The organism is Streptomyces sp. NPDC085866 (assembly GCF_044541035.1).
GTDB lineage: Bacteria > Actinomycetota > Actinomycetes > Streptomycetales > Streptomycetaceae > Streptomyces.
This window is the reverse complement of the sequence record NZ_JBITSQ010000005.1, coordinates 198,320-222,100: the sequence shown is the minus strand read 5'-3', so window position 1 is coordinate 222,100 and position 23,781 is coordinate 198,320. Positions and strand designations below refer to the sequence as shown.

Sequence of the window (23,781 nt, the reverse complement as noted above, 5' to 3'; positions counted from 1 at the left end):
GGTCAGTAGTCCCCTTCGTCGGCGAGCTGTGCAGGCAGTCCTTCGCGGGCGATCTCCCGGTTGTGCTGGATGTCGCGGCGGATGTTGGCGGCGAGCCAGGATTCGCCGGGGGTGTAGCCGTGACCGGCGTAGGTCCAGTGGGCGAGGGTCAGGGTGGTCGCCTCCATCTCGTCGTCGGGGTCGCGCAGGCCGAGGGCAGCGCGTTGCTGAGCTGCGCGGTAATCGGCGCGGACCTGGCGTAGCGCCCCGAGGGTGGTGGAGTAGCTGCGCGACTTGGTGGAGAAGTGGCCGCGGAAGCCGAGCATGTGAGCCCAGTCGCGGAGCTTGCGGTCCGGGTAGAGCGGGTGGAGGTCGAGGCAGGCGGCGATGAGCCGGGCCGGGTGGTCGGGTACGCCGAGCAGGGGCAGGGCCTCTTTGTTGCCGATGCGGCGGTCGACGGTGCCGGTGGTCTCGGCGGCTTTGGTGGCGTACTTGGCGACGTAGGAGGCGACGGCCTGTTCGGTGATCTCGTCGCCGTCGCCGAAGGCGCGGATCGGGCGGACGTCGAGCTGGGTGCCCCAGGTGAGGGTGCGGGCCGGCTGGTCCCCGGCGGAGTCGACATCGACCGCGACGCGGGCGGCAGCGGCACGGATCGCGTCGGTGAGCAGGTTGAGGCTGGCCCAGGCGGGCGGGGGGCTGTCGGGTCCGTCGGGGCCGTCGAAGCGGATCACGGCGTGGAAGTGGACGGCGCCGCGCTTTTGGTACTCGGCGACCTTGCCGAAGGAGACGCGGGACTGTTCGCGGGCGTCCTTTTGGGTGAGGCCGGCGCGGCGGGCGATCTCGCGGCGCAGGTAGATCGTGAAGTATCGCCACAGCTCGGAGGCGTGGTTGTTCCACAGCACCGCGCCCGCATAGTCGTACGTGTCGGGGTCGATGGGGGTACCGAGTTCGGGTGCGTCCTTGGGGTGGTGGGTGCCGCAGCGGCAGGGCTTGTTGCCGGGCCGATTGTGGACGGGGCCGAAGGACGGGGCGGTGAGTGTGGCGAAGACGCGCGGGTGGTCGCGGATGGTGTGCGGGGTGCCTTTGTCGGGGTCGCCGACGAGTCCTGCGCGGATGAGGTGGTAGGTGTCGCCGGCGTAGGTCCAGGCACAGGCCGGGCAGCGGGAGGCACGACGGTTGCCGCAGGCGATACGGAGCCGGCCGCCCGGCTCGGTGTCTGTCGAGTACGCGTGCAGGACCTGTCCGGTGGCGGCGTCGCGGGTGACGGTGGAACCCATCAGATGGATCGGGTCGGAGCAGCCGCCGGTACGGCGGATCTGTTCCTGGATGCGGTCGAAGCCGGTGGACCCGGCCAGCCTCAGCACGTCGGCGAGGGTGGCCGGGTCCAGGCCCGCCGCGGTGGCGGCGTTGGTCACGCGTTGTCCTCCTTGGGCGGGTGGCGGTCGATCCAGTCCTCCGCGCACACCTTGTGGACGGGCTTGCCGCGGTCGGAGCGGAGCGGGGTGGGCTTGGTGCAGATCACGCACGGCTGGTCGCCGGTGTGGTCGAAGTGCTCGGGCGAGCGCCAGTCGAGAAGGGCCACGGTCACCGCCCCCAGCGCCGCTTCTGCGGGGTGTTGGCGTCACTGCTGGACGGGCCGGACAGGTCCGTGCGGCCGGGGCGGGACGCCTTCGCGTTGCGTCCGCTGTCGTGCAGCTCGTGTGCCTTGGCGGTCTTCTTCGCGCGGTCGTACTCGCCGTCCAGGCCGTCGGAGTGGATACGGCTGACGCCGAGGCTCCAGTTGCGGGGCATCAGACCGTCACCTCCGGCGCGTCGGCAGTCAGCGCGTCCAGGGCGCCGGCCGCTTCGATGGCCGCAGCGGCGAGGTTGCGCAAGGCTTCGGAAGCACCGGCGGAGGCGAGCAGCGCGATCTCGACGAAGTCACCGCCGATGCGGAGGCTGACGAAGGGGTAGGCGCGGTCGGCGAACGGCGTGACGCGGAACCGGGTGTCCGGCTCGATGTGGGCCGAGGTGGTCAGGTTCTCCACGGCCGTCACCGCCCGGTCCGGGCGAGGGCGGCAGCGCGGGTGATGTTGCCGGTTCCCTTGCAGGCGTGGCAGTCGACGCGGAAGGTGACACGAGAGCCGTCGCGGTGACGGGTGCCGGTGGTGATCGCGGCGGTGGCGAAGCCGTCGCAGTCACGGCAGACGGGCGTGTTCTGGGCGCGCTGGGGCATGATGGGGCGTCCCTTTCGGGTCCGTTGGATCTGGAAGTGGGTCCAGGCGCCCGGAGCGGCGTAAGTTTGGCGACCGAGGCCGCTCCGGGGGCCGTTCAGCGGTGGTTGTGCATGTCCTTGATGAGCAGGCGCAGTACGACGGCGACCACGGCGACGGAGACGCCGGTGATGGCGACGGCCAGCAGGAGCGAGACCAGGACCGCGCCGACGACGAGGACCACGGCCCCTCCGCCGGCGGCGAGGGCGAGCACGCTGCCCGGGGTGAGCTGGACGGTCGGCCGGTTCGAGGTCGGGGCCATCTGGGTGACCGGGGCCGGGGCCTGAATGGCCGGGGCCGAAGCGGCGGGCTGTGGCTGAATGATGGTCGGGGGCGGTGCGGTGTCCTGGGGCGGGTACTTCGGGGTGAACACGAGGCCTATCCCTTCGGGTTGGGTCACTTGTCAATGACGGTGCCGACGGCGGGGCCGAGGAAGCTGCCGGCGATGAGGTAGCCGCCGAGCAGGAGCAGGGCCACGAGCCACCAGGGCGGGCGGACGTGCTTGACGCCGAGGTAGCCGACGGCGAGCAGGGCGAGCCAGAGCGGAACCTGCATGACGGGGTCTCCTTCTAGGCCTTGCAGCGGTGGGTGCGGGCGGCGAGTTCGGCGCCGGCGCGGGTCGGGTAGTCGGAGGCGAAGCCGCAGCCGGGGGCGGTGCAGACGACGGTGTGCATCTCGCGGCCACGGCCGTCGTAGGAGGTGCCGACCTCGACGGGGCCGATGCGGATCACGTTGCGGAAGCGGCGGTAGGCGCTCACGGGTGAACCTCCCTTCGGTTCAGGCGAGTTGGAGTTGGTCGGTGATCGCGCGGGTCATGTCGGCGGGCAGGCCGAGCCGGGCCGAGAGCGCGTCGGCGGGCATCGGGGAGCCGGTGGAGGCTCGGTGGGCTTCGGCGAGCTTGCGGGCGTGATCCAGCAACGCGGCTGGCACGACCGGAGCCGCGGGCTTCACGGGGTCCGGGGCCAGGGCCAGTTCGGGAGCGGGGGACGGGTCGGGGTCGTCGGTGCGGTGCACTTCGACGTCCGGCGCGGCCGGTTCCTCGGTGTGGTCCCCCGGGACCGGGTCGGTCGGGGCAGTGGTGGGTGAGTGAACGAGGAGGGTTCCGCCGAGGAAGGCCAGGGCGGGCCAGCCAGCCACAAGGATCCGCAGCCAGGCGGGCACATGGCCCAGGTCGAGGAGTCCGGCGGTGGCGATGTTCGCGCCGAGCGAGGCAGACAGCGCAATGACGAACCAGGTCCAGGCCGAGCGGTCACGCCGGGCGGTCCGCAGCCGACGCCATGCGGCGACGAGCAGCAGGTCGACGGAGACCGGATAGGCCCAGGCCTTCCACCCGGACTGCCCGGCCGCAGCCGCGAGATCGTGCAGGTGAGCGAAGGACAACGCACCCGCAATCACGGCCTGGATCAGGACCGCGTCCGGACGGATCGAGCGAGGCATGTTCGGCACCTCCCTTCAGGGGTCAGTCGGGGGCTTGGCCGGTACCGAGGCAGGTCAGGCACAAGGCGGACTGCCGGTCGTCGGTGGCACGGCCCTTGCGGGCGCCGACGCGGACGGTTTCGGTGATCTCGCCCTTGCCGTCGCAGTCGGGGCACGGGGCCGGTTCGGGCGCCGTTCGGCGGGCGCGCTTGCCGGTGGTGGCCATGGAGGTCAGTCCTCCAGCCGGGGGTAGTCGTGCCCGGCGGGCGGGTAGGCGCCGGCGTCGATGAGGGCGAACTCGCCGGCGAACGCACCGGCCATCACGGCCGTGAACGCGTCCTGCTTGAGTCCGAAGTGCAGGTCGTTGACGAACGTCTCGTACAGGTAGCCGAGCCGGTTGACGTCGTCGCGTTCCGCCGGGGTGTACTCGTCCGGGTGCTTGCGGTTCATCGGATTCCTCCCGATTTTCGGCATGGCGGGGGTAAGGACCTGGCGCGCAGGCGGTCGCGCCGACCGTGGAACGGGGAGTGTTACTCGGTGACCGGTCGCGGCTTGACCGGCGACGGTCCGTCCGCCGGCGCCTCAGCGGGCGCGTCGGGGCGGAAAGGTTCGAGGAAGGGAAGGTCAGGGACCAGGTGACGGAAGTCCCGGCAGACGACGGCGACTTCGTCGCGAGTGATCGCCGGGGTACGAATCTTCGCCCAGCCACCGGAGGTGTCCGCCGCGACGGCGGTCCCGGGGCGTTCCATCGGGATCAGGCTTGCGGTGGGGACCGCGTCGGGTGCGACGTCGGCGAGGCCCATTTCGGCGGTCTGCTTGTCGTTGACGCGGTGCACGACCCGGCCGGTGAGCTGGGCGCGGAGCATGGTGGCACCCTTGCCCAGGTCCGAGCCGAAACGCTGCCCGCAGATCTCCAGGTAGATGCCGGCCGCGCGGGCCATCTGCGCCAGCCGGATCGCCGCGGTCACGATCCGCTCGCGGCGTTCCTCGTCCTTCTTCAAGGAGATCAGGAAGAGTTCCGCGATCTCGTCCACCAGGACGACCAGGGGCACCGGCCGCAGGTTCTCCGGCAGCTCCCACACGTCCGAGACGCCGAGCTTGCTCAGCAGGTCGAAGCGGTCCTCCATCTCCGCGACCAGCACGGTGAGCAGCAAGGCGGCATCATCGGGGTTGGTCACCAGCGCCGACAGACGCGGTGCGTAGGCGTTCTGTTCCACCCCGCGCTTGCAGTCGATCCCGACCAGGCCGATCGGGAGTTGGGCCAGGCCCTTGATCAGGTTGCGCTGGTACATGGACTTGCCGGACCCGTTCGCACCCAGGGTGAGCGCCATGGGGGCCTTGCGGTAGTCCCGCTCGAACGCGGTCCCGTCCTCGCGCAGGGCGACCGGCACGATCATGTCGTGCGGGATCGCCTTGCGGGGCATCCGGACCCGGCGCAGCACGTCGTAGCCGGTCATCCGCAGTTCGATGAACCCCGGCTTGATCTCCGCCACGGTCACCGAGTACACGCCCCAGGCGTGACGCAGCCGTTCCGAAGCGGCGGCCACGTCGGCGGGCTCCAGGCCGGCCGGAAGCCGCAGGGTCACCCGCAGCCCGGTCGACGTACCCCGCACCCGGCGGATCTTCGGCGGAACCGGCTGCACCTCACGACGAGCGACGCTGCGGGTCACGAACGCCCGCAAGCCGGACGGCCGCACCGTCAGCCCGCACACGTCCATCGTGGACCGGTAGGAGAAGCCGAACCGGGCCAGCGTCACCGGCAGCCCGACCGCCGCCCAGTACGCGCGAGGCGCCCGCACCTTCGCGTAGCCGACACCACCGGCGCCCGCTAAGCCGGCCGTGGCCTCCAGCCACATCGTCAGGTCAGTCATGGTCAGGCCGCCGGGGTGATCGCGACCGCGCTGAACGAGATGCCCTGACGCTTCTCACCCTTGATCACGTTCTCCCAGTCCCGAGCCTTGAGGCCGATGACCGTGACCGGCATGCCCGGGGCCAGGCCCTCGGGATAGCCGTTCTCCGGGATGTTGACCTTCAGGAGGTTGCCCTCTCCCTCGTCGGAGACAAGCAGGCCCACGACGGACATGGGCTTGCCTTCCGCGTTCATGGCTCGCTCACCGGTGGCGAAGTTCTTCACCTTCGGCTCGGGCGCAGTCGCCACGAACACCACAGCAGTCGACGTGTCGATCTTGAAGGACGGCATGGCAGCCCTCTCGTTCGCGAGGCTGCCCCCAGTGGGCAACCTCTCTAGAGATGACTCCATGGAACGGCAGATCTCTAGAGATGTCAACACGTCTCTAGAGATGTTTCAGGTTGGCCACTGAGGCGAGCCGACGGTTGGGGCGAACGCGCGATCACCCCTAAGGTGTCTAGAGAGGAAAGGAGGGATCACATGGCCACCCAGGGCAGCGGACGCCAGCCGAAGTACCAGCGCATTGCCGACGAACTGAGGGAAGCGATCCAGGCCGGCGAGTACGGCCCCGGTGATCGGCTACCAGGGGAGAACGACCTCATGGCCACGTACGGCGTGGCTCGCATGACTGCACGCCAAGCGCTCGGCGTGCTCCAGAACGAAGGTCTGGCGGAGTCCCGCAAGGGAGCCGGAGTGTTCGTACGTGCCTTCAAGCCGCTCAGGCGGCGAGGCATTCAGCGACTGTCCCGCGATCAGTGGGGCTCGGGACGTTCCATCTGGTCGGCGGACATAGAGAACCGCACCCTCGTCGTCGATCAGGTACGCGTCTTCGAGGCGCCCGCACCCGAGCGGATCAGTCAGGTACTCGGCATCGAGGCCGACGCGCCGGCATGCGTGCGCAGCCGTCGTTTCGTGCTGGACGACAAGCCCGTCCTGCTGTCCACGTCGTACCTGCCTGCGGACCTTGTGGCTGGCTCTGCGATCACCCAAGAAGACACCGGCCCCGGAGGCACCTACGCCCGACTGGCCGAGCTTGGCTACAAACCCGTGCACTTCCGCGAGGAGATCCGCTCTCGGATGCCGTCGCAGGATGAGGCAAGCCGCCTTCAGCTCTCCATGGGCAATCCGGTGATTCTGATTTGCCGTACCGCGTTCGCGGATGAGGGGCGCCCCGTCGAGGTGAACGAGATGATCCTTGACTCTGCCGCGTACGTCTTGGAGTACGACTTCGACGCCTGATCAACCGGTCCAAGTGCGTGCATCCCGCGCTACGCCGTAGATGCGTGCTACCTGGTCGGGCGGCAGTGTCGGTGTGAGCCCCGATAGGACTCGATCAACGTGCTCAACCGCCAGGACGAGCACCGGCGGGTTCGCGCTCTTGACCGTGAGCTTCGACGCGTCCACTACGGAGATCACGGGCCGGACGGGGATCTCGCACCCGCAGCAGCGAGACAGGGTCCGGGAGACGCGGCGCGCTTCGGACTGGCTGATCGCGATGTGCCGGGTCGTGGTTCTGTTCACGGTGATGGCGGTGTCGCCGTACCAAACGGCCTTCCCTCGGTGCCGCTTCGAGTTGATGGTGAAGACGCCGGCGGGGCCGATGGCGAGGTGATCGATGTCCGCGCCGCTCGGCCACTGGATGGCATGGAGGGTGAACCAGCCATGGTTCCTCAGTCGGCCCAACCTCTTGGCGGTGGCGAGTTCGCCTGTGAGCCCGTCCGCCCAACTACTGATCTCCGAGCCAGGCTTCCATCGGCCGATCAGCCTCAGCAACGGGTTCGGCTGTAACTCTTGGATCTTCCTCCGCACCGCATCGCCCGGTCGGTTGCGTGCCAAGTCGTCTAACGGCGGCTGCACCCTGCCCCCTCGTGCCTGCGCTTTGCTGCCAGATCATCACGGAGGCGCCACCAGCTCCAGACCCGTACCGGCCATGAGCTGTTACAGGTTTCTCTACCTCATCAAGGCCCGCGCACGGCGCGGGCGCGCGCCGCCTCTGCGGCGCGGCCTGCCTCCTGTCTGCGCCCCGGCTGGCCGCGCCCGGCGGCGCGCTGCATGCATGCGGGCGGAAGCAGGAAACCCTCTGTGGCTAAGGCCGGTCGGCTCCACGGCTTTAGGCAGCCACTTTGGCGCGAGCCTCGAAGATCATGGCCCCAACGTCGTGCTTTACCGGGCAGGTCCACAGACTGCCCGACGCGCCGGAAGCTTACGGGGCCATGATCACTCGCGCCAAAGCAGCTCCAGCCCAAAGCCGCTCCACCGACCTTAGTGACCTCCTGCAGCGATACCGTCAAGCAGATGATTCGGCGAGATCGAGGCCATTGGCATGACCTCGCGGAGCACCTTGAATGCCTCATGTCGGTAAACCGTGGAGGCCAAATCGTCAAGCTGGGTACGCAGGTTTTCTAGCCCTTCAATGAACCGGATCGGCCTAGCGTCGTCCGGGTCAAGGCTCGCCTGTCCCCGCTTCCCTGCAAGTTCAGCTTTTTCGAAGTGATCCTTAGCGTCGCCGCCAACTCTTTCGGTCGTCACAATCACCGGGTACTGAGGGCGAACTAGGCCGATCTTAGCACCAAAAGAATACGCTTCCCGGAGGCTAAATTCCTTGTCTTTGAGTTCAAATAGGATCACCTGGCCATTAATATCGGCAATGCAATCCATTTCATCCCCGCCGGAAGAGTACTCAATCATAATTCGATCATCCGGGATTCCGAGGTCGCGCAACTCTTCCATCAACATGATTGACATCCATGTGCTTTTGTCTAGCAGCTCTCGACCCAAGTCGGTAATGGCGACTGCTTCCTCAAGCCGCTCGTCACCGATCTTGCGACCGCACCCGCAGCGCACTCCATACTTCGACATCTCAGCCATAACGGAAGCGTCAGAGAACCTGGAGACCTCGTGCTGATTTTTGGCACAGACGACCACGTACTCTGAATCAATCAGATCTGCATCCTGCAATTCCAGCAAGGTTGCCTCGATATCGGTCACTTTACCCCGCTTCAGCTGTCTCTCCACGTCCGAGAGGATCAACCCACCTGGCGCGGCCTTAATCGCAGTGGCCAGGATGCGTCGCTCCTTGTCCGACAAAAGGCGAGCAGCTTTGGCTTTCTCGGGCGTGATTGATAGAGATTCCTGGCGCCCTTCTTGCTTCAGCTCCGCGAATCTCCTAGGGCGAGTCTCCCACGCTCTCAGGTCTGCGCCAGCATGCTGCTGGACAGCCTCGATAAATACAGACACGTCCGGCTTGGAACGGGAGCCAGAAAGTACGTGAAGAAATAGAATTCCGGACTGCTCTTTTTGAGTTGCCCCATCTTCATCTTCACTGAAACTCCAGGCGGTGGCGTTGCTCCTTCGATTCCGCAAGGAGAGGACATAAGTTTCCCCGTTGAAGGCGAAAATCTCCGCCTTGATAATTGGGGTAACTCGCCCAAAACGATCTGCCAGTCGAGCACCTCCATCCGCCGAGCTCAAGCCGAGCGCGCTAGCCATGGTCTCACGGGAGGAACTCAGCACCCTTATGAAATCAGCGGGGATTGCATCCACGATCGCATCAAACTTACCGGACTGCTGGGAATCGACGACAGTGCGCCAAGTGGAGAGCTTCAACATAAATATAGTGTGATGGGAGCGAGGAACCTGCCGCTACCGGTTTGGTTGATCTCGCTGGCCGAGCGAGAGAGTGCAGCAACTACCTCCGTGGCGTTGACGCGACCTGCCGGTCGGGCGGCATGCCGACGGGTTCGCCGCCGCGGCACCAGCGACGCACAGCGGCGAACAACCACGCATACCTGCGGACAACCGCAGCAGCAGGTAGGAGGCACCCCAGGTCCCTGGTCACACCGTCACCCAAGTTGCTTCGGGACGAAGAGGTCGCGCTGAACGGCCCCATCTGGTCCGGTGCGTGAGGCGGGACTCGGCCGGGCGGGTACCGCCGACCGCGCCAGAGCGTTGCTTCTATGCGCCCCCATCGCGCCGCTCCCCCAGTGCAGGCCAGACCGAATCATGAGCGCGCATGAAGGGATTTGGGAAGTACTGGGGTTGGGCTGTCTTTGTCGTGCTCGTCGCAGGCTGGCTGACCTTGGACTTCGGGCCGGTTCTACTCCTTATCCTGTCTGGGATCAGCGCCTTCTACTTCTTCTTCAACGTGCCCGTCTGGTGCGGAGCTGAGGGGCGAGGTGGCTCGTGTCGCAACAACAGCCACGGCGCGCTCATGGGTTGCCACCTCCGCCAGCACAAATGGCAGAAGCTCAAAATGATCTTCTGGAGTGCCAGGTGGGCACGTCTCCGACAGGAACTCTTCCAAAACGCAACCACTACCCTGGCCAGCCTGGGCGGCATACTCGCCGTTACATCGGGGGTAGCGGCAACCCTGCAACCTCTGTTCGGAGGTGGCTGGTAGAGCAGCTCACGCTTGCCCTCGGACTGGACCGAACCCGGGCCGTCCCTGGGCCGTCCAAGGTCAGCCGACGCCAACCGACAACGACAGAAGCCCACGGCATCTGAGCTGGTCAGAGCCGTGGGCTTCTTCAGACTTGCTGGTCAGCAGGAGGGCTGATCAGTAGACCGGCTTGTGCGGCTCGATCTGGTTGACCCAGCCGATCACGCCGCCGCCCACGTGGACGGCGTCCGCGAAGCCCGCGGACTTCAGGACGGCGAGGACTTCCGCACTGCGGACACCCGTCTTGCAGTGCAGGACGATCTTCTTGTCCTGCGGGAGGCCCTCGAGGGCGGTGCCCAGGAGGAACTCGTTCTTCGGGATCAGCTTGGCGCCCGGGATGGAGACGATCTCGTACTCGTTCGGCTCGCGGACGTCGATGATCTCGATGTTCTCGCCGTCGTCGATCCACTCCTTGAGCTGCTTGGGAGTGATCGTCGAGCCGAGCGCCGCCTCCTGGGCCTCCTCGGAGACGACGCCGCAGAAGGCCTCGTAGTCGATGAGCTCGGTGACGGTCGGGTTCTCGCCGCAGACCGCGCAGTTCGGGTCCTTGCGGACCTTGACCTGGCGGTACTGCATCTCCAGGGCGTCGTAGATCATCAGGCGGCCGACCAGCGGCTCACCGGTGCCGGTGAGGACCTTGATCGCCTCGGTGACCTGGATGGAGCCGATGGACGCGCACAGCACGCCCAGCACGCCGCCCTCGGCGCAGGAGGGGACCATGCCCGGCGGCGGGGGCTCCGGGTAGAGGCAGCGGTAGCAGGGGCCGTGCTCGGACCAGAAGACCGAGGCCTGGCCGTCGAAGCGGTAGATCGAGCCCCACACGTACGGCTTGTTCAGCAGCACGCAGGCGTCGTTGACCAGGTAGCGGGTCGCGAAGTTGTCCGTGCCGTCGACGATCAGGTCGTACTGGCTGAAGATGTCCATCACGTTGTCGGCTTCCAGCCGCTCCTCGTGAAGGACCACGTTCACGTACGGGTTGATGCCCTTGACGCTGTCCCGCGCGGACTCGGCCTTGGAGCGGCCGATGTCGGCCTGGCTGTGGATGATCTGGCGCTGCAGGTTCGACTCGTCGACCTCGTCGAACTCCACGATGCCGAGGGTGCCCACGCCCGCGGCGGCCAGGTACATCAGCGCCGGCGAGCCCAGGCCGCCGGCGCCCACACAGAGCACCTTGGCGTTCTTCAGCCGCTTCTGCCCGTCCATCCCGACGTCGGGGATGATCAGGTGGCGGGAGTACCGGCGGACCTCGTCTACGGTGAGCTCAGCAGCTGGCTCGACCAGGGGTGGCAGCGACACGGGGACTCCGTTGGTCGGTCAATCACTACGGTTGTTCTCCCCGTAACACTGCCACGGCCTTCTTCATTCCGAGACACCTGTTCCGACCCGCGAGACGATTTCGTCCCAGTAGCCGGGCATGGTCTCCCACGGGTCGGTGCGGCCACCGCGGTCGGTGCGGTCCGTGAAGTAGATCGTCGCCGCGCCCTGCCACCGCGCGATGCGCAGCGCCTCCTCCAGATGACCGAGGGGTACGCCGTGCACGAAGTGGCAGAAGCGGTCGGGCGGGTAGTCGGCGGTCCACTCGGCGACCTGGGAGAAGCGGTAGTCGGACCAGGGCCCGGAGAAGGTCACCAGCTGGTCGGCGTTCTCCGCGTACCCCGGGTGCGGGTGGCTGCCGTGGCCGAGGACGATGTGGGGCGTGTCACTGATCGCCCGGAGCGCGGTGATCGCGCGGCGGACCTCGGGGAGCGCGGCGCGGTCCGTGGGCGTGCGGTCCAGCAGGAAGCCGTCGACGCGGTACCAGTCGAGGTGGCGGTGCGCGTCCGTGAGCAGATCGGTCAGAGAGCGGGCGCCGTGGGTGAGGTCCAGGTGGCCGAGGACGCGGACGCCCGCATTGCGCAGCCGGCCCGCGGCTTCCAGACAGTGCGGGTCCGGGCGGGTGCCGGGCCCGGCGGCGACGTTGAGCACGACCCAGTCCAGAGGGGTGCCGGGGCGGGCGAGTTCGGCCCACTGGGCCGGGGCGACGAGCGGATGCGCGTAGCCGGGGATACCGAGGGCGGTACGGATGCCGGTGCTGGTGGTGCCCGCTGTGGTGCTGGTCAGATGCGGCATGCCGCCTCCATCCAGATGTCGGCCAGGGACTCTTCGAGGTTGATCCGGGGACGCCAGCCGAGCCGGTCGCGGGCGGTGCGCACATCGGCCTGCTGCCAGCTGCCGCAGCCGTCCGGGTACGGGTAGGCGACCGGGGCCGCGTGGTCGGCTTCTGTGCGGGGGTGCCCGATGGTGGCGCGCAACGGCCCGGGAGGGGCGTCGAGTTCGTGGAGGGCGCCGCCGTATCCGGCGACCCGGGCGAGGACGGCGGCGGCGTCGCGGAGCCGGACGGAGCGGCCGGAGCCGATGTTGATGACGCCCTGCGCGGCAGAGAGAGAGGCGGCGTGCACGGCGCGGGCGACGTCACGGACGTCGACGAAGTCGCGCTGGACGCCGAGGCCGCCGAGTTTGAGTTCGCCGTCTCCGGACTGCATGGCGCGGCGCATGGCCTCGGCGAGCCGGCCCAGCGGGGAACCGGCCGGGGTGCCGGGTCCGGCGGGTGAGAAGACCCGCAGGACGACGGCGTCGAGACCGGAGCCGAGGACCAGTTCGGTGGCGGCGAGTTTGCTGACGCCGTACGGGCCGCCGGGGCGGGGCACGGCGTCCTCGGCGGTGGAGGAGCCGGGCTGGCTGGGGCCGTACTCGGAGCCGCACCCGATCTGCACCAGGCGGGCGCTGCAGCGGCTGCGGCGCAGCGCCTCGCAGACGGTGGCGACGGCGACGGTGTTGTGCCGGGTGAGCTCGCGGGCGCCGCCGCGGGTGGCGCCGGCGCAGTTGACGACGACTCCGGGGTGGACCGCGTCCAGGAAGCGGGTGAGCGCTCCGGGGCTGCCGGTGGCGAGGTCGAAGCGGACGTCGGCGTCGTCGCCGCGGCCGAGCGCGGTGAGCTGGACGGCCGGGTCGGCGAGCAGGCGGTCGGCGACGAAGCGGCCGATGTATCCGTTGGCTCCGATCAGCAGGACCCTCATCGGGCGCCTCCCGGGGTGTGCGCTCCGGCTGCTCCCAAGGCTCCGGACGCTCCGGGCGCTCCGTGTCGGGAGGTGGTCATCTGGTCTTCTCCTTCGAAGGGGTGGTGCGGTTGCCTCCGGCGGTGGGCCGGGCGCCCGCGGCCTCGACCGCGGCCAGGTGCTGCCACCCGCTCGGGGTGGGTGGCGGCGGCCTCGGTTCGGACCGGTGGCGGAAGGTTCACTCGGGTGCTCCCGTCGGCGCGTGGGCCGAGGCCTGGGTGAGGGTGCGCAGGGCGTGGACCAGCAGGACGAGGGCCGCGGTGCCGCAGGCGAGCGCCGGGACGGCGGCCGGGCCCCAGGCGTCCACCAGGGTCTGGACGGGCGTCGCCAGGAAGGTGCAGCCGGGCAGTCGGCCGGCCAGGAGCAGGGCGGGGGCCGCCACCTCGACGGCTACCGCTGCCCCGAGGGTCAGGGCGGGGGCGTGCCGGCGGTGGTGCACGGTGAGGAGGCGGGCGAGCAGGAGGAGGGCGCCCAGGGTGAGCGCCTGCGGGTAGGCCGCGCTCTCGTCGAGGACGGCGCCGCACAGGGCGAGCAGAGCGGTGAGGGCGGCCAGGAACAGGGCGATCGCGCCGAGCAGCAGGGGCCGGGCGGCGGCCGTGAAGTCCTCCAGGCCCCGGCTGCCGGCGAGCCTGCGGCGGGCACCGGCGCTGAGGAGGTGGGCGCACCAGGCGGCCGGGGCGCAGGCCAGGGTGAGCGCCAGGACGGGGGCGATGGCCACCGGCCAGGGGCCGTCCGGGACACCGGTGGGCAGGTCGTCGGGGCCGCCTGTCACGACCGCGCGCAGGAGTCCGTCGCCGAGAAGGGCGTACCCGAGCAGCGAGAGGGTGGATACACGCGTGCCGGTCGCCGTCCGCCACGGGGGTGTGCCGGGTTCCGTGGCGAGGGGGCCGCGGCGCAGGGCTGCGCGGACGGCCAGGCCGACGGCGAGGAGGCCGCCGAGGGCCACCAGCAGGCGGAGCCGGCCATGGGTGAGGTGCAGCCCGGTCACGACGGCCGCACCGAGCGCTCCGGGCTGGAGGGTGAGCAGGACCCAGTCGGCACGGACACGGGGTGCGCCCAGGAGCTCGGGCCGGGGGCGTGGGGTGCCGTCGCGGGGCACGCGCGCGTACAGCTCCTCGGCGAGCGAGAAGACGTCGCGGTGGCGGAAGCGGGCGGCGGTGCGGTCGGTGACCCCGTGGGCCTCCAGCCCGGCGGCGATCTCCAGCGGGTCCACGGCCCGCTCGCACAGCTCCCGGTGACGGTGCAGCAGGGTTTTCACGGGGTCGGCGGCGCCGCGCCGGGCGGTGGGTCTACGGCTCCTGCCGGACCCGGAATCCGCTGCGGCCTCCACCGGTGCCGAGGGTGTCCGCGGGCGAGCTGCTCCGGAGGAAGTCTCCGCTGCCGAGGGCGGCTTGGGCGTCGGCCCGGCGGGGGTCCCCGCGCGCACGGCCCGCTCCCCGCTCGCGCCGCCGTGTGTCTGCGCACCGGCCAGCCACTCCCCCGACGGCTCGTCCCACGCGTCGGCGCCGCTCGGCATCGCGGGGCGGTCCTGTCGGCCCGGTCGGCTCATGACGTCCCAGTCATCGCGGGTGTCGCGGGTGTCGTCCGTCCCGCCGGAGCCGTTCACCGCGCCCCCTCCGGAGTCGCCAGCGGGGTCGCGCGGACCGGGCCGCCCGCTGCCCAGCCCGGAACGCCCCGGGTCAGTACGCGGGCCGTGGGGCCGGTCCAGCGGACGGGGACGTGGGCCTCGGCCGGGGCGGCGAACGGCAGGGGCGCGCCCGCCTCGTCGAGGACGACGCGGCGTACCGGGCAGCGCGAGACGATCTCCAGGTAAATACTGTGAAATGCCGTGATGTTCTGCTCGACGGTGAACAGTTCGAGCGCGCGGGCGCGGGCGGCGGCGCCGAGGCGCTCACGGCGCTCGGGGTCGCGCAGCAGCGCCACGCACGCTTCGGCGAGCGCCCGCGGATTGCGCGGGGGCACGACGAGGCCGGTGCCGCCGATGACCTCCACCACCGCGCCGACGTCGGTGGACACGGTGGCGCGTCCGCAGAACATGGCCTCGGCCAGGCTGATCGGGAAGCCCTCGACGACGCTGGAGAGGACCACGACGGCGCCGCCGGCGTACGCGTCCGGCAGTGTCGGGGCCTCGGGGCCGCCGATCTTCTCGAAGGAGACCGGGTTGTCGCCGACCGCGTGCACACCCTCCGCCTCGTCCGGGAAGAGCTGGGCGGCCAGGTCCCGGCAGTGACGCAGGTAGGCCGGACCCTCGGGGCCCGCGGGCGCCCCGACGATCCGCAGGCGGGCCTTGGGCGCCTCTCTGCGGATCTCGGCGAAGGCGTGCAGCAGGGAGACCAGGTCCTTGGCGGGTTCCACGCGCCCGACCCAGACGAGCGTGTCCGCGTCGGCGCGGTCCGGGGACTCGCCGACCTCCGCGAAGCGGGAGGCGTCCATGCCCGGGTGGACGGTGCGGATCCTGGTGCGGTCGGCGCCGCACCGTTCCTGCCAGCGGCGGGCGTGCGCGTTGCCGGGTGTGAGGATCGCGGCCCGCCGGTAGACCTCGGTGGCCAGCCGGCCATGGAAGGCGGCGAGCAGGGCGCGTACGGCGGGGGCGGCGGCGTCGGGGCCGAGGGCCAGGTAGTGCGAGCGCAGTTGCACGCCGTACTCGGTGACCAGCAGTGGTACGTCGGCGAAGTGCCGGGCGAGCAGTCCGGGCAGGGCGGCCGGGCCGCCGGCGGCGGCGTGGCAGAGGTCGGCGGCGCCGAGGCCGTCGTCGCCGTACCAGTCCAGGGAGAGGGGGCGCAGGGCGCGTTCGAGGTGCGCGGTGACGGTGAGCAGGTCGGCTACGCGCGCCTCGCGTGCCGTGCGCAGCGCGCCGGGGGCGCGGCAGGCGCGCTCCAGGGTGCGTACGGCGGTGTCGGAGCGGAGCGCGCCGACCAGCCCGCCCTCGTCTCGGGCGAGTTCGGCGAGCCCGTACAGCGCACTGCCGAAACGGTCCGCCTGATGAGCGGACGCATCGCCGGAAGCGGTGTCGGATCCGGCGCACAAGGCCCCGACCAGTTCCCCGTAGCAGTCGGTGAAGCGTCGGCGCGCGCGCCGTCCGTATGCGACTTCGTCGTCCTCGGCCGTCCACAGCGGGGCCGTACGCACCCTGCTGACCTGCTCGGGGAGCGGGACCCAGCCCGCGTCCTCCTGCTGTCGGCTGCGGCTGAGCGCGTAGAGGTCGAACTCGTGTTGTGCGAGCCCGCGCACGAGCCGGTCGCACCACAGCCCGGCGTCACCGCTCACATACGGGTAGCCACCCTCCGTAAGTAGTCCGATGCGCACGTGTGCACCCCCGATCTCCCGTGAGTGGGAGCCGCCTTGGTCCTGGCGGCTCGCAGCGGGACGAACGTATGCGGACAAGGCGGTGGCGCGACGGACGGTTGTCCATCGCGCCACCAAAAGGGGTGAACGGTCGTAACTTTCGCGTGCGGGTAGCGTTCTGCCGCGCTAGGAGATCAGACGGTGATCGACCACGTACGAAACGTTACGCCACGGCCGGCTCCCGCCGGGCCGCCCGCCGCTGCGCCGCCAGCTCCGGGTCGAGCGCGGGCACGGCGGCCAGGAGCTGCCTGGTGTACGGCTCGCGCGGGGCGTCGTACACCGCGTCGACGGGTCCGGACTCGACGACCTGACCGTGGCGCATCACCGCGACCCGGTCGCTGACCTGGCGGACGACGGCGAGGTCGTGCGCGATGAACACCAGCGCGAGGCCGAGTTCGCGCTGCAGCTCGCCGAGCAGTTCGACCACCTGGGCCTGTGTCGTGACGTCGAGCGCCGAGACGGGCTCGTCGCAGACGATGACGCGCGGGTCGGCGGCGAGCGCCCGGGCGATGCCGACGCGCTGGCGCTGTCCACCGCTGAACTCGTGCGGGTAGCGGTCGTAGTGGGCCGCTTCGAGCCCGACGCGCTCCAGCAGTTCGACCACACGCCCCCGGATCTGCTGCTCGTCCCTCCCCCGCTCTCGGCTTCGCCCGAACGGGGGGACCCCCACTCCCCGCGCGCGGAGCGGGTCGGCGATGGACTCGCCCACGCTGCGGCGGGGGTTGAGGGAGGAGACGGGATCCTGGAAGACCATCTGGACGGCCGGGTTCACGCCGGTGTGCGGGCGCCCCGCGTAGTGGATCTCGCCGGCGGTCGGCTCGAGCAGCCCGACCAGCATGCGGCCCAGTGTCGTCTTGCCGCTGCCGCTCTCCCCCACGACGCCCAGGGTCTCGCCCCGTCGGACGGTCAGCGAGACGTCGTCCACGGCCGCGAACGCCCGCTTGCCGCGCCCGAACTCGCGCCGGAGCCCGGTGGCCTCCAGCACGACCTCGTCGGACGCCTCGGAGGGGGCGCGCTGTGCGTCCACGCGCGGGACGGCGTCCAGCAGTTCGCGGGTGTACGCCTGCGCGGGCGCCGCCAGGACCGTGCCGACCGGGCCGTGTTCGACGGCTCGGCCGTGCCGCATGACCAGTACCTCGTCGACGCTCTCGGCGGCGACGCCCACGTCGTGGGTGACGAGCAGCAGGCCCATGCCGGTCTCCTCGCGCAGCGTGTGCAGCAGGTCGAGGATCTGGGCCTGGACGGTGACGTCGAGAGCCGTCGTGGGCTCGTCGGCGATCAGCAGGTCCGGGCGGCAGGCGAGCGCCATGGCGATGAGGGCGCGCTGGCGCATACCGCCGCTGAACTCGTGCGGCCGGGACCGGGACCGGCGCTGCGCGTCCGGGATTCCCACCCTCTCCAGCACCTCTACGGCACGCGCGCGTGCGGCGCGGCGCGAGGCGCGCGTGTGGACGCGGTACACCTCGGCGATCTGGTCGCCGATCGCGTAGTAGGGGTCGAGCGAGGACAGCGGGTCCTGGAAGACCATCGCGGCCCTGGCACCGCGCAGCCGCCGCAGTTCCGCGTCCGGGGCCTGCTGTACGTCGGTGCCGGCGACGTGCACCGAGCCCCCGACCCGCGCTCCGGTGCCCCGGTGCAGCCCCAGCAGGGCGCCGGCGACCGTGGACTTGCCGGAGCCGGACTCGCCGACCAGCGCGAGGGCGGCGCCCTGCTCCAGCCGGAAGGAGAGCCCGTCCACGGCCCGCAGTGAGCCGAACTCGACCGTCAGGTCCGTGACTTCCACCAGACTCATGCGAGTACCACCCGTCGGTCGGCCACCGCGTACAGGACGTCCGCGACGGCGTTGGCGATGACGACGAAGAAGCCGACGACCAGGACCATGCCGACGACCACCGGCAGGTCGACGACCTTCACCGCGTGCACCAGCTCCTGGCCGATGCCGGGCAGGCCGAACAGGGTCTCGGTGAGGACGGCACCGCCGACGGCCGAGCCGACGTTGTTGGCGTTCAGTGCGATGACGGGCGCGAGCGCGCCGCGCAGGGCGTGCCGGCCGACGATCGAGCGCTCCCCCACGCCGTACGCCCGGAAGGTGCGGATGTGGTCCTCGGCGAGCGTCTCCAGCATCGAGGCGCGGGTGAGCCGGGCGAACGCGGCCGCCTCGATGAGGGCGAGCGAGAGCCAGGGCAGCAGCAGGTTCCACGCCCACTGCTCGGGGTCGTCGGTGAAGTTCACGTACTGCGGGAAGGGCAGCAGCTGGAGTTCGCCGCAGACGACGATCATCAGCACCAGGCCGATGACGAAGACGGGCGTGGCGGTGCCCGCGAGGGTGAGGGCGGTCAGCAGGCGCTCGGAGATCCGGCCGCGCCGCCAGGCGGAGAGGACGCCGGTGCCGACACCGAGCAGGAGCCACAGCACCATCGCGCCGAGGACGAGCGACAGGCTGACCGGCAGCTTGGTCAGGATGATGTCCATGACCTGCTGGTCGCTCTGGTACGACAGCCCCAGGCAGGGTGCGGAGCAGTGCGCCACGGAGGTGCCCGTGGAGAAGTCCTGGCCGACGAAGAGGCCTTCGAGGAAGTGCCAGTAGCGCAGGTAGAGCGGGTCACCGAGCTTGAGCTGCTCGGCGACCTGGTGGACCTGTTCCGGCGAGCAGCGCGGGCCGCAGGTGATCTGGGCGACGTTGCCGGGGGTGGCGTAGAAGACGACGTAGACGATCACCGAGATGGCGAGCAGGGTGACCACCATGCCGACGGCGCGGCGCAGGACGAAACCACCGAGGCCACTCATGCGGTCTCCTCCTTACCGGTCCCGCTCTCGTTCTTCCGGCCGGTGCCGACGCGCAGGCGGGAGGCCGCGCGCGGGTCGAGTGCGGTGCGCACGCCGTCGCCGAGGACGGTCAGGGCCAGGACGGTGACGAACAGGGCGCCGGCCGGCAGCAGCAGGTACTGCGGCGCGGCCTGGTACCAGACGTCGGCGCTGGTGAGCATCTGCCCCCAGGACGGCGTGGGCGGCTTCACGCCCACGCCGAGGAAGGAGAGGGCGGCCTCGACCGAGATGTTCATGGGGACGAGCAACGCCGCGTACGTGATGACGGGCGCGGCCAGCCCCGGGAGCAGCTCGCGGCGGGCAATCCGCCAGGTGCCCCATCCGCTCAGCCGGGCGGCGGAGACGTAGTCGAGGCCCTTGAGGGTGAGGGTCTGGGCGCGCACGATCTTCGCGATGTTGCCCCAGGCGATGAGGCCGATGACGAGGGTGACGAGGACGGGCCGCGGAAAGCTCGACGGCACGATCGCCAGCAGCGCCAGGGACATGATCATCAGCGGCATGGCGACGATGATGTCCGTGATCCGGCTCAACAGTTGATCAACCCATCGGCTGCCGAGCGCGGAGGCAACGCCGATCACGACCCCGATCGTGACCTGCACCACGGTCGCCGCCAGCGCGACACCCAGCGACACCCGCGCTCCGTAGACCAGCCGCGCGAACAGGTCGCGCCCGGTCTGCGGTTCGACGCCCAGCCAGTGGTCGGCGCCGGCACCGCCGAAGGAGCCGATGGGCACGCCCCCGCGCGCGGAGTCGATCAGGGAGGGGTGGTACGTGGTCGGATCCTGGCCCTCCAGGGTGGTGAGCAGGGGCGCGGCGAGCGCGACCAGGACGAGCAGCGCGACGAAGGCCGCCGCGACGAGGGCGGCACGCTGCGCCCGCAGCCGCCGCCAGAACTGACGGGCCCCCGAGGCCCCCGGGACGGGTGTGTCCGCCCCGGGGGCCTGGGTGGCGACAAGTGCCTCGCTCACGGCGCTACTTGACCGCGACCTGGGAGATGTCCAGGACGCCGGTCCAGTCGCTGATCACGATGTTCTTGACGTCCTTGCCGTACAGGCGCTTGTAGACGGGGTGGAACAGCGGCACGGTCAGGGCCTGTGCGCCGATCTTCTTGTCCAGTGCACCCCACCGCTTGGCGGCCGCGTCAAGGTCGGTCAACTTGTTGATCGCGTCAATCTCGTCATTGACCGACTTGTCGTCGAGCAGGCCCGTGTTGAAGTTCGCTCCGTCCTTGACGATCTGCCGGCCGTCGAAGATCGGGGCGAGGAAGGGACCGCCGGAGGGCCAGTCGGCACCCCAGTGGGCGAGGAAGAAGCCGGGCTCGGTCTTCACACTGTGGATCTTGTCCCGGTAGTCGTTGTCCTCCAGGCCCTGGAGCTTGACCGTGATGCCGGCCTTCTTCAGCGCGTCCTGGATGGCGGTGGCGATCTCCGGGCTGGTCTCGAAGTTCTTGTCGTTGGAGTGCGTGAGGGGGATGGTCAGCCCGTTCTTGTAGCCGGCCTCCTTCAGCAGCTCCTTGGCCTTGGCCGGGTTGCCGGACTTGCCCGCCGGGAAGAGGTCGTACGGCTCGTAGCCGAAGGACTTCTGGTCGGGCAGGTAGGTGGTCGCGGGCTCGGCGAGCGCGGAGCCACCGGCCGCGTTGATCACGGACGACCGGTCGATGGCGTACGAGATCGCCTGCCGCACCTTGATGTCGTCGAACGGCTTCACCGTCGGGTTGAACGCGATGTAGTTCGTGTAGCCGAAGTGGCCCGTGCCCACGCGCGCGGCCAGCTCCTTGTCGCCGGTCACCTTGGCGAGCTCGGCCGGACCGAGGTTGGTGTCCGTGGTGACCGCGGCCGCGTCCGCACCCTGAGACGCGGACAGCCGCTGGTTGATCACGGAGGAGTCGAGGCCGGAGCGGACGTCGATCGTGTCCGGGTAGGCCTTGCGCTCGGCGTCGACGGCCGTGGACCAGTACCTGTTGCGTTCGAGCACGAGGTGCTCGCCGTCGTTCTCGTTCTTCACGACCTTGTACGGGCCCGACGAGATCGGGTGCTCCTCGTACTTGGTGCCCGTGTCCTTGCCCTTCGGGACGGGCGTGAACTGCGTCTGCGTGGCCAGGAACGGGAACTCGCCCTCGGGCTTGTCCAGGTGGAAGACGATGGTCCGCGCGTCCGGCGTCTCGATCGCCGAGAGGCCCTTCTTGTCCTTGTACGGGCCCTGGTAGTCGGCCGCGCCGACCAGCCAGTCCCTCAGGTACGGTGCGCCACCGGAGAGTTCGGGGGCGAAGGAGCGCTCGATGCCGTACTTGATGTCGGCCGAGGTGATCGGGGTGCCGTCCTCGTACTTGAGACCCTTCTTCAGGGTGTACGTCCACACGGTCGCGCCCTTGCTGGGGCGCCCGGTGTCGGTGGCCAGGTCCGGGACGACCTTGGCGCCGGCCGCGCCGTTCTCCCGGTTGCGCGTGGTGAGCGTGCGGAACACGAGCGAGGGGACGTTGCCGCCGCCGGAGGTGTAGAGGCGGGCGGGGTCGAAGTCCTGCTGCGGCTCGGAGTTCAGAACGGTCAGCGTGCCGCCCTTGTGCGGCGCGGAGTCGCCACCGGAGCCCTTGGCATCGTTGTCCTTCGGGCCGCAGGCGGCGGCGCCCGCTGCCACGACCAGGCTGACGGATGCCGCTGCCACGCGGCGCGCTATGACGGACGGTTGACGCATCGGAAAGACGACCTCTCGGGGAACTGATCGAGGAATTCTCGAAGAGTGAGACATGCGGACGAGGAATGAGACGGCTGCGGGCAGACGTCGGCCCCGGCGTCGGGTCGTCGAAAAATCCGTGACACGGTCACGGACGGAAAAGGAAGGAAGTCGCGACGCGAACGCCAGGGAGGCGGCGTCAGTGACAGTGGATGTCGGCCACGCAGAGCGCGGTCACGCCGATCAGCGCCAGCTCGATGGCGGCGCTGTCGGAGACGGCATGACTAGACCACATGCGCAAAAATATGAACGAACTTGCCGCTCATGTCAATGTGACGCGAGCGGCACCTGTCAACTCCCGGGGTAGGGCCAGGGGTTGGGCAGGCAGTGGATTCCGTCGTGGTCGAGGAACTTGGTCTGCTGCTGCATGACCGGCGCCAGCTCGCCGTCTTTCTGGCACGACACATGACCGTGGCCGAGCCGGTGGCCCACCTCGTGATTGATGAGCATCTGCCGGTACGGGTGGATTTTGTCCCCGTATGTCTTGCTGCCCTGTGCCCAACGGTAGGCGTTGATCATCACGCGCTCCGTGGACGCCGAGTCGCAGGAGACGTTGTCCTCCGTGGTGTCCAGGCCCGACTTGGCGCACCACTTGGCGGTGGTGCCGGGGCTGGCGAGCGTGATCACGAAGTCGGGTTTGCCCGAGGAGACGCGCTCGAAGGTACGGGCACCGCCGTGGGCCCAGCTGCGGCTGTCGTTGAGCGTCTTCTGCACGGCCGCGGCGAAGAGCTCGCCGTCCAGGCCGAGTCCCTGCTCGATGTCGACGCGGTAGGTGTACTTCTGCCCCTTGCCGGGCGCCTTGTCGAACCCGGGTACGGTGTCGAACTTTCCGGAACCGTTCAGCGTGGCGCTGAGCGGGTACTTCCGGTCCATCTTCTGCTCGTACGTCAGCGTCGCCACGCTCGGCGCGGCGGACGGGGTGCTCTGCCCGGGGATCCCGGTGCCGCGCGCCTGGTCGGTGGCGGACTGCGACCGTACGTCGGCCTCGTCGTGGCGGTCGGCGACCTGCCCGGCGACGACGACCGCGAGCACGGTGGTCACGGCCGCTGCCGCGATGCCCGTGAAGGCACGCCCCTTGCCACCGCCGCGCTGCGCGGGCAGGCCGGCCGGAGGCGCCTCGCCCCCGTCGGCCGCCGGCCCGGCACCGGCGTCGTACGACTCCTGCTCCTGAGCGGACTCCGTACGGCCGGACCGGGGCGCGAAGACGTCGACATCCTCCTCGAAGGCCTCGAGGTAGTCCTGCCGGGGCCCACCACCGGAATGGCCCGGCCCACCCTGCCGCTGCCGCGGAAAGGCGACACCGGGCCCGCCGGAGCCCTGCTGCCCCCCGGGAGCAACCCCGACGCCGGACCCGGCCGCCTCCGCGAACTCCCCCCAGCCACCGCCGACTTCACGCTGCTCAGGATGCCCGCCCCGGGCCTGCGCGGCACCACCGCCGAAGCGCGGCACGCCGTGGGCAGGGGTGCCGTCGGGCAGCCGAGGCACGCCAGGGACGGGGGTGCCGTCGGGCGGACGCGGGATCCCATGCGCCGGAGTCCCCTCGGGTGCACGTCGGCCGCCCTGCGCCCCCGGCCCGCCCGGGAACCGAGGGACACCCTGGGCGGGCGCGCCGTCCGGAAGCCGAGGCACGCCGTGCGCCGGAGTGCCGTCGGGCGGACGCGGGATCCCATGCGCCGGAGTCCCCTCGGGTGCACGCCGGCCGCCCTGCGCCCCCGGCCCGCCCGGGAACCGAGGGACACCCTGGGCGGGCGCGCCGTCCGGAAGCCGAGGCACGCCGTGCGCCGGAGTGCC

At 70.1% G+C, this 23,781-nt stretch carries 27 protein-coding genes; 1 reads left to right on the top strand and 26 read right to left on the bottom strand.

What is annotated here, in order from left to right:
• Positions 1-2 precede the first annotated feature (2 nt).
• The 13 genes from repSA to ACIF83_RS13995 all read right to left on the bottom strand — a co-directional run bounded on the left by repSA (position 3) and on the right by ACIF83_RS13995 (position 5,847).
• The gene (gene repSA, locus ACIF83_RS14055; protein WP_399726641.1) at positions 3-1,394 is read right to left on the bottom strand and encodes a replication initiator protein RepSA; all 1,392 of its coding nucleotides are present in this window, start codon (positions 1,392-1,394) and stop codon (positions 3-5) included.
• A complete protein-coding gene (locus ACIF83_RS14050; protein WP_399727184.1) occupies positions 1,391-1,567 on the bottom strand; it encodes a hypothetical protein in 177 nt (58 codons plus the stop codon). Before ACIF83_RS14050 ends, repSA begins: the two co-directional genes overlap by 4 nt.
• Positions 1,564-1,770, bottom strand: coding sequence for a hypothetical protein (locus ACIF83_RS14045; protein ID WP_399726638.1), 207 nt, complete (start codon positions 1,768-1,770; stop codon positions 1,564-1,566). The genes ACIF83_RS14050 and ACIF83_RS14045 overlap by 4 nt, the downstream gene beginning before the upstream one ends.
• On the bottom strand, positions 1,770-2,006 hold the full coding sequence (locus ACIF83_RS14040; RefSeq protein ID WP_399726635.1) for a hypothetical protein: 237 nt from the start codon (positions 2,004-2,006) through the stop codon (positions 1,770-1,772). The genes ACIF83_RS14045 and ACIF83_RS14040 overlap by 1 nt, the downstream gene beginning before the upstream one ends.
• A 5-nt stretch (positions 2,007-2,011) precedes the next feature.
• Positions 2,012-2,194, bottom strand: coding sequence for a hypothetical protein (locus ACIF83_RS14035; RefSeq protein ID WP_399726632.1), 183 nt, complete (start codon positions 2,192-2,194; stop codon positions 2,012-2,014).
• 95 nt (positions 2,195-2,289) lie between these two features.
• Positions 2,290-2,604 carry a SpdD protein gene (locus tag ACIF83_RS14030; protein WP_399726630.1) on the bottom strand — a complete coding sequence of 105 codons (315 nt, stop codon included), beginning with the start codon at positions 2,602-2,604 and terminating at the stop codon, positions 2,290-2,292.
• Positions 2,605-2,627: 23 nt separating this feature from the next.
• Entirely contained in the window at positions 2,628-2,786 is a 159-nt protein-coding gene (locus tag ACIF83_RS14025) for a hypothetical protein (protein WP_391336410.1), read from the bottom strand.
• Between the two features lie 14 nt (positions 2,787-2,800).
• Positions 2,801-2,989 (bottom strand): mobile element transfer protein, encoded by a 189-nt coding sequence (locus ACIF83_RS14020; RefSeq protein ID WP_399726627.1) that lies wholly within the window; start codon positions 2,987-2,989, stop codon positions 2,801-2,803.
• Positions 2,990-3,008: 19 nt separating this feature from the next.
• Positions 3,009-3,668, bottom strand: coding sequence for a DUF2637 domain-containing protein (locus ACIF83_RS14015; protein WP_399726624.1), 660 nt, complete (start codon positions 3,666-3,668; stop codon positions 3,009-3,011).
• 22 nt (positions 3,669-3,690) lie between these two features.
• Complete coding sequence (locus ACIF83_RS14010; protein WP_399726620.1) at positions 3,691-3,873, bottom strand: hypothetical protein; 183 nt, start codon at positions 3,871-3,873, stop codon at positions 3,691-3,693.
• A 5-nt stretch (positions 3,874-3,878) separates the two neighbouring features.
• Positions 3,879-4,097 carry a hypothetical protein gene (locus ACIF83_RS14005; RefSeq protein WP_399726617.1) on the bottom strand — a complete coding sequence of 73 codons (219 nt, stop codon included), beginning with the start codon at positions 4,095-4,097 and terminating at the stop codon, positions 3,879-3,881.
• Positions 4,098-4,177: 80 nt separating this feature from the next.
• On the bottom strand, positions 4,178-5,518 hold the full coding sequence (locus tag ACIF83_RS14000; RefSeq protein ID WP_399726614.1) for an FtsK/SpoIIIE domain-containing protein: 1,341 nt from the start codon (positions 5,516-5,518) through the stop codon (positions 4,178-4,180).
• Positions 5,519-5,520: 2 nt separating this feature from the next.
• Positions 5,521-5,847 (bottom strand): hypothetical protein, encoded by a 327-nt coding sequence (locus ACIF83_RS13995; protein WP_399726611.1) that lies wholly within the window; start codon positions 5,845-5,847, stop codon positions 5,521-5,523.
• Positions 5,848-6,036: 189 nt separating this feature from the next.
• Between ACIF83_RS13995 and ACIF83_RS13990 the strand changes: the two genes are divergently transcribed.
• Positions 6,037-6,795 (top strand): GntR family transcriptional regulator, encoded by a 759-nt coding sequence (locus tag ACIF83_RS13990; RefSeq protein ID WP_399726608.1) that lies wholly within the window; start codon positions 6,037-6,039, stop codon positions 6,793-6,795.
• Here ACIF83_RS13990 and ACIF83_RS13985 read toward each other — a convergent pair whose 3' ends face one another.
• The 13 genes from ACIF83_RS13985 to ACIF83_RS13925 form a co-directional block, all read right to left on the bottom strand.
• Positions 6,796-7,392 (bottom strand): nuclease-related domain-containing protein, encoded by a 597-nt coding sequence (locus ACIF83_RS13985; protein WP_399726605.1) that lies wholly within the window; start codon positions 7,390-7,392, stop codon positions 6,796-6,798.
• 426 nt (positions 7,393-7,818) lie between these two features.
• The gene (locus ACIF83_RS13980; RefSeq protein ID WP_399726602.1) at positions 7,819-9,165 is read right to left on the bottom strand and encodes a hypothetical protein; all 1,347 of its coding nucleotides are present in this window, start codon (positions 9,163-9,165) and stop codon (positions 7,819-7,821) included.
• A 946-nt stretch (positions 9,166-10,111) separates the two neighbouring features.
• On the bottom strand, positions 10,112-11,290 hold the full coding sequence (gene moeZ / locus ACIF83_RS13975) for an adenylyltransferase/sulfurtransferase MoeZ (protein ID WP_393468836.1): 1,179 nt from the start codon (positions 11,288-11,290) through the stop codon (positions 10,112-10,114).
• 63 nt (positions 11,291-11,353) lie between these two features.
• Positions 11,354-12,103 carry a spherulation-specific family 4 protein gene (locus tag ACIF83_RS13970; protein ID WP_398137627.1) on the bottom strand — a complete coding sequence of 250 codons (750 nt, stop codon included), beginning with the start codon at positions 12,101-12,103 and terminating at the stop codon, positions 11,354-11,356.
• Entirely contained in the window at positions 12,091-13,050 is a 960-nt protein-coding gene (locus tag ACIF83_RS13965) for an NAD-dependent epimerase/dehydratase family protein (RefSeq protein ID WP_393468830.1), read from the bottom strand. Before ACIF83_RS13965 ends, ACIF83_RS13970 begins: the two co-directional genes overlap by 13 nt.
• Positions 13,051-13,267: 217 nt before the next feature.
• A complete protein-coding gene (locus ACIF83_RS13960; RefSeq protein ID WP_399727151.1) occupies positions 13,268-14,638 on the bottom strand; it encodes a hypothetical protein in 1,371 nt (456 codons plus the stop codon).
• Between the two features lie 53 nt (positions 14,639-14,691).
• On the bottom strand, positions 14,692-16,356 hold the full coding sequence (locus tag ACIF83_RS13955; protein WP_399726597.1) for a glycosyltransferase: 1,665 nt from the start codon (positions 16,354-16,356) through the stop codon (positions 14,692-14,694).
• A gap of 241 nt (positions 16,357-16,597) precedes the next feature.
• Positions 16,598-18,226 carry a dipeptide ABC transporter ATP-binding protein gene (locus tag ACIF83_RS13950; protein WP_399726594.1) on the bottom strand — a complete coding sequence of 543 codons (1,629 nt, stop codon included), beginning with the start codon at positions 18,224-18,226 and terminating at the stop codon, positions 16,598-16,600.
• Entirely contained in the window at positions 18,223-19,221 is a 999-nt protein-coding gene (locus ACIF83_RS13945) for an ABC transporter permease (RefSeq protein WP_393468821.1), read from the bottom strand. Before ACIF83_RS13945 ends, ACIF83_RS13950 begins: the two co-directional genes overlap by 4 nt.
• Positions 19,218-20,228, bottom strand: coding sequence for an ABC transporter permease (locus ACIF83_RS13940; RefSeq protein ID WP_399726591.1), 1,011 nt, complete (start codon positions 20,226-20,228; stop codon positions 19,218-19,220). Before ACIF83_RS13940 ends, ACIF83_RS13945 begins: the two co-directional genes overlap by 4 nt.
• Positions 20,229-20,232: 4 nt before the next feature.
• Positions 20,233-21,951 (bottom strand): ABC transporter substrate-binding protein, encoded by a 1,719-nt coding sequence (locus tag ACIF83_RS13935; protein WP_399726588.1) that lies wholly within the window; start codon positions 21,949-21,951, stop codon positions 20,233-20,235.
• Positions 21,952-22,129: 178 nt separating this feature from the next.
• On the bottom strand, positions 22,130-22,225 hold the full coding sequence (locus ACIF83_RS13930; RefSeq protein ID WP_391334877.1) for an Ms4533A family Cys-rich leader peptide: 96 nt from the start codon (positions 22,223-22,225) through the stop codon (positions 22,130-22,132).
• A gap of 56 nt (positions 22,226-22,281) precedes the next feature.
• Positions 22,282-23,475, bottom strand: a complete 1,194-nt coding sequence (locus tag ACIF83_RS13925) for a DUF3152 domain-containing protein (protein WP_399726584.1) — start codon at positions 23,473-23,475, stop codon at positions 22,282-22,284.
• Positions 23,476-23,781 lie beyond the last annotated feature (306 nt).